Genomic DNA, 5082 nt, shown 5'->3' on the forward strand with positions numbered 1-5082 from the left:
AGGGCGGTGGCCCCGTGCCGCTGTTCAAGGGTCGCATGGCATCGCCGATGGCCGCAGCGCCGCAGGCCGCCGTCGCACCGGGCGAGGAGACGCTGTCGGTGACGGTGAATGTGAGCTGGGCGATCAAGGCGGGGCAGTAGCCCCGTTCATAAGAGGCACGTCGCCGCAACACCAATGGTATCGTCCCTGCGAGCACGTTCGCAGGAACTGAGCACGCATGCCGTACTCGCGGCGAATCTTTCCGTTGCTAAGTCTGCCCATCGCTCAGATTGCCGTATCCAGTGTCGCTGCGCGAGGCGACCGACCATACGTCCGGCAGCAGTGGATAGCATTGTTGCCTGATCAATCATTCGGGCTGATATCAGTAAAAAGAAACCCCGCCGGCGTCTTGCTAAAGACGAAGATGAGCTCGCCGCAGAAGACGAAGTAACTTTCGTTCTTGTAATCATCGCGATCGTAGACGGCCTTGCCACGCTGGATACATGCGCGATTTTTCGCCGTGAACGAGGTCCGATAGATCTTGGCGCCAAATTGCGCGGCGTCGCGAATTGCGTTGTCGTTCATGAACGGCAATCGTGTCATAGCGGCGACGGCGGCGGAATCGTTTGCCTTCAGCGCCGCGCGAAACTTCTCGATGAAGCCATCGAACTCCTTCTGCAAGGCAGGAGAAGCGACGGCGCTCTTCGCCTGGGCGACGGCAGGAGCAAGGTTCACGAGAGCGGCTGCAAGCACAATTCTCAGCAAAAATCCCACAGGCCGGCTCCATCCATCGATCAATCAAGGTCTTCCGACCGAACCCATGGTGTTTGTTGCGTCGTGGGCTATCTGGTTCAACGGCGCAGAGCCGCAGGCACTTGTCGCCATGGGAGCAAAGCGGACATTGCTCTCGTCGCATCACGCCGCCGGGTCTATGGGTACACGAGCTAAATCTCCACCACCTGCCCCGGCTGCATCGCGACGAACCGCTCCTGCGGAATCTTCGCCGCATCGAGCGCTTCCACCAGCGCCTTGGCGGGCGCGTCGATCGCCTCGTCCGTCAGCTGGAACGTGCCGTGGTGATGGCCGAGCGCAGCTTCCGCACCGCAATCAGCCAGCGCCTTCACTGCATCCTCCGGATTCATGTGCTGGTCGCGCATGAACCAGCGCGGCTCGTAGGCACCGATCGGGAGGATCGCGAGCCGCAGCTTGCCATGCTTCTCGGCGACGCGGCGGAAATGCCGGCCGTCGCCATAACCGGAATCGCAGACCACGTAGATCTTCCCGGCCGGCGTCTCCAATACGAAGCTCGCCCACAGCGCCTTGTTGCGGTCGAACAGGCCGCGCGCGGTCCAGTGCCGCGTCGGCACCAGATGCACGGCGATGCCGCCGCCGAGCTCGACGCGGTCGTGCCAGTCGAACGCCTCCACCTTGATCGTGGAATCCCAGCTGCGCATCGTGACGTCGTTGCCGAGCGGGGTGACGACGCGCGGGGCAAAATTCTTGGTGAGCCGCGACAGCGTCGCGATGTCGAGATGATCGTAATGGCCGTGCGAGACCAGCACGATGTCGATCTTCGGCAACTTCTCGAAGGCGACGCCGGGATCGTTGTGCCGTTTCGGCCCGGCCCAGGCGACCGGCGAGACCCGCTCCGACCAGACGGGATCGACCAGGATGTTGAGGCCGCCGGTCTGGATCAGCCAGCTGGCATGGCCGACGAAGGACAGCCGCACCTTGTCGCCATCGACGCGTGCCGGCGGGGTGTCGGCATGGGGACTGGGAGCCCAATCCGGCCATGCAGCGCGCTGCCGCTTGCCGCCGAACTGCCATCGCAGCACTTCTCGCAGCGATTTCGGCGGAGCCCCGTCCGGATCGAAGAAATTCAGGCCGTCGAAATGGTCGGAAACCGGGCCATCATAGGTTTTCATGCGGGAGATCCAGAGGGATGAGGCGCCGACCAAGGCACCGGCCCCGGCAAGCAGTCCGAACAGGCGGCGGCGGGTGATGGGCACGGGTTCAGCGATGGCAGCGAGGGCAGGTCATGACCTCTCATATGGGTGGAACCCTCGGAAAAGGAACCGGCAGGCAAATCGGTCCTGTTTTCAGGATCTTGCCCTGGCAAAGGCGCCCTTGCACCCTAACTTTCCTTGACTTTTGGGCGTGAGCGGCGTTTAACCCCGCCACTTCATCGGAAAGGCTTTCTTTTCGACCCGCCGACCGGCCCTCGAGGCCGGAGGTCAACGCCCGACAGCGCTGTGCGCCCTCGGGCGTAATGGTGTTTGGAAGATCGCTTTCTGGCGACCAGGACAAGGACAACGGCATTGTTCGACAATCTGTCGGAACGGCTTGGTGGCATTCTCGATCGTCTGACGGGGCGCGGTGCGCTGACCGAAAAGGACGTCGACGCCGCAATGCGCGAGGTGCGCCGCGCGCTGCTGGAAGCCGACGTCGCGCTCGAAGTGGTGCGCAGCTTCACCGAGCGGGTCCGCGAGCAGGCAATCGGCGCCACCGTCGTCAAGTCGGTCACACCCGGCCAGATGGTGGTCAAGATCGTCCATGACGAGCTGATCAACACGCTCGGCGCCGAAGGCCAGACCATCGACGTCAATTCCGTGCCGCCGGTGCCGATCATGATGGTCGGCCTGCAGGGCTCCGGCAAGACGACCACCACCGCAAAGCTCGCCCGCCGCCTGGTCCAGCGCGACAAGCGCAAGGTGCTGATGGCCTCGCTCGACGTCTATCGTCCGGCGGCGATGGAGCAGCTGGCCGTGCTTGGCCGCGATCTCGATATCCCCACTTTGCCAATCGTTGCCGGCCAGCAGCCGCCGCAAATTGCAAAACGCGCGCTGGAAGCCGGCAAGCTCGGCGGCTACGACATCGTGCTGCTCGACACCGCCGGCCGCACCACGCTCGACGAAGAGATGATGGCGGAGGCGGCCGCGATCAAAGCCGCGGCCAATCCGCATGAAGTGCTGCTGGTCGCCGACAGCCTCACCGGCCAGGACGCCGTGAACCTCGCGCGCTCTTTCGACCAGCACGTCGGCCTCACCGGCATCGTGCTCACACGTGTCGACGGCGACGGCCGCGGCGGCGCCGCGCTGTCGATGCGCGCGGTCACCGGCAAGCCGATCAAGCTGATCGGCACCGGCGAAAAGACTGACGCACTTGAAGATTTTCATCCCGATCGTATCGCCGGCCGCATCCTCGGCATGGGCGACGTGGTCTCGCTGGTCGAGCGCGCCGCCGCCAACATCGACGCCGAGAAGGCCGCACGCACCGCCGAGCGCATGCGCAAGGGTCAGTTCGACCTCAACGACATGCGCGAGCAGCTGTTGCAGATGTCGAACATGGGCGGCATCAGCGGCCTGATGGGCATGATGCCCGGCATCTCCAAGATGAAGAACCAGATCGCCGCGGCCGGCATCGACGACAAGATTTTGAAGCGGCAGGTCGCGATCATCGATTCCATGACGCGCGACGAGCGCCGTCATCCGGATCTGTTGAAAGCAAGCCGCAAGAAGCGCATCGCGGCAGGCAGCGGCCAGAGCGTCGAGCACGTCAACAAGCTGCTGAAGATGCACCGGAACATGGCCGACGTGATGAAGGCGATGGGCTCCGGCAAGCGCGGCCCGCTCGCCGGCATCGCGCAGGCGATGGGCTTCGGCGGTGGCATGAAGATGCCGTCTCCCGAAGAGATGAAGGCGATGCAGGAGAAGATGCAAAGCGGCGGCGGACAAGGCCTGCCGAACCTGCCGAAGGATTTGCCCGCGGGCCTGCGCCAGGGCCTGCCGAACCTTCCTGGTCTGACCGGGATGAGCGGCAAGCCGACGCTGCCGGGCCTCGGCGGTTTCCCGGGCAAGAAGAAATGAGAAATTCGTCACGAGGGATCGCACGGTCTCGCGCGGCGCGAAAATACCAATCAACCGAACAAAACGTACTTTGAAGGAGAACTAAATGTCCGTCGTCATCCGCCTCGCCCGCGCAGGCACCAAAAAGCGTCCCGTCTATCACGTCGTCGTCGCCGACTCGCGCTTTCCGCGCGACGGCCGCTTCATCGAGCGTCTCGGCTATTTCAACCCGCTGCTGCCGAAGGACAACGAGACCCGCCTCAAGCTCGACATGGACAAGGTGAAGGCGTGGCTCGCCAAGGGTGCGCAGCCGTCGGATCGCGTATCGCGTTTCCTCGACGCCGCCGGCGTCAAGAAGCGCGAAGCGCGCAACAACCCCGAGAAGGCCGTGCCGCGCAAGGAGCGCAAGGCGCAGGCCGAAGCCGCCGCGAAATCGTAAGGTCGGGCCATGTCGGCGCTGGTCTGCGTCGCGCGGATCGGCGCCGCGCATGGGGTGCGCGGTGCGGTCAAATTGTGGACCTTCACCGAAGATCCCTTTGCCGTCAGGCGCTACGGTCCGCTGCTCGCCAAGGACGGCAAGCGCCAGTTCGAGTTGGCGACGGCACGCGAGGCCAAAGATCATCTGGTCGCGACGTTCAAGGGCGTCACGACCCGCGATGAGGCCGAGCGGCTCAACGGCATCGAGCTCTACGTCCCGCGCGAAAAACTGCCCGCGACCGAGGCGGACGAATATTACCACACCGATTTGATCGGGCTCGCCGCCGTCACCACCGACGGCGACGCGCTCGGCCGCGTGCTCGCGATCCATAATTTCGGCGCCGGCGACATCATCGAGATCGCCCCGCCCAAAGGCACCACGATGCTACTGCCGTTCTCGAACGCGGTGGTGCCGGAGGTCGACATCGCCGGCGGCCGCGTGGTGATCGCGCTACCGCAGGAGGTCGAGGGGGAGGACGAAGGCGAGGAGCCTGACGGTGCTCCCTCCGCGAGGCGTCCCCGCGAAGGCGGGGACCCATGACCACAGGCTGAAATTTTTCGCTAAGCTGACCGCTCCAGCGGTCGCAAAACGAAGTGCGGTGGCTATGGGTCCCGAATCTACGCGCGCGCTTGTGGCGCTTGTCCGGGACGACGAGAACCGAGATCCAATGACCAACCCCTCACCCTGGCGCGCGACGGTGCTGACGCTGTTTCCGGAGATGTTTCCGGGGCCGCTCGGCGTGAGCCTCGCCGGCCGGGCCCTTGCCGCCGGGATCTGGGA

The 5082-nt window shown here is 64.5% G+C and carries 5 protein-coding genes and 2 pseudogenes; 5 read left to right on the forward strand and 2 right to left on the reverse strand.

The features are described 5' to 3' along the window. Window positions 1–140 (forward strand): annotated as a pseudogene (locus tag SE91_RS37930) (SIMPL domain-containing protein); the annotation flags it as partial. Between the two features lie 202 nt (window positions 141–342). Here the strand turns inward: SE91_RS37930 and SE91_RS31060 are convergent. Beyond that, window positions 343–753, reverse strand: coding sequence for a hypothetical protein (locus SE91_RS31060; protein WP_245318571.1), 411 nt, complete (start codon window positions 751–753; stop codon window positions 343–345). 170 nt (window positions 754–923) lie between these two features. Continuing rightward, window positions 924–1988 carry an MBL fold metallo-hydrolase gene (locus tag SE91_RS31065; RefSeq protein ID WP_061850365.1) on the reverse strand — a complete coding sequence of 355 codons (1065 nt, stop codon included), beginning with the start codon at window positions 1986–1988 and terminating at the stop codon, window positions 924–926. A gap of 309 nt (window positions 1989–2297) precedes the next feature. Here SE91_RS31065 and ffh point away from each other — a divergent pair, with 309 nt between their 5' ends. The 4 genes and pseudogenes from ffh to SE91_RS37935 all read left to right on the forward strand — a co-directional run. Beyond that, window positions 2298–3845, forward strand: a complete 1548-nt coding sequence (gene ffh / locus SE91_RS31070; protein WP_061850366.1) for a signal recognition particle protein — start codon at window positions 2298–2300, stop codon at window positions 3843–3845. Window positions 3846–3930: 85 nt separating this feature from the next. After that, window positions 3931–4263: a 30S ribosomal protein S16 gene (gene rpsP / locus SE91_RS31075; RefSeq protein WP_061850367.1), complete on the forward strand. Its 333-nt coding sequence runs from the start codon at window positions 3931–3933 to the stop codon at window positions 4261–4263. 9 nt (window positions 4264–4272) lie between these two features. Beyond that, window positions 4273–4842 carry a ribosome maturation factor RimM gene (rimM, locus tag SE91_RS31080; RefSeq protein ID WP_061850368.1) on the forward strand — a complete coding sequence of 190 codons (570 nt, stop codon included), beginning with the start codon at window positions 4273–4275 and terminating at the stop codon, window positions 4840–4842. A gap of 127 nt (window positions 4843–4969) precedes the next feature. Beyond that, window positions 4970–5082: pseudogene (locus SE91_RS37935) on the forward strand (tRNA (guanosine(37)-N1)-methyltransferase TrmD); the annotation flags it as partial.

The sequence above is a fragment of the Bradyrhizobium sp. DOA1 genome (genome assembly GCF_001593325.1).
Taxonomy (GTDB): domain Bacteria; phylum Pseudomonadota; class Alphaproteobacteria; order Rhizobiales; family Xanthobacteraceae; genus Bradyrhizobium.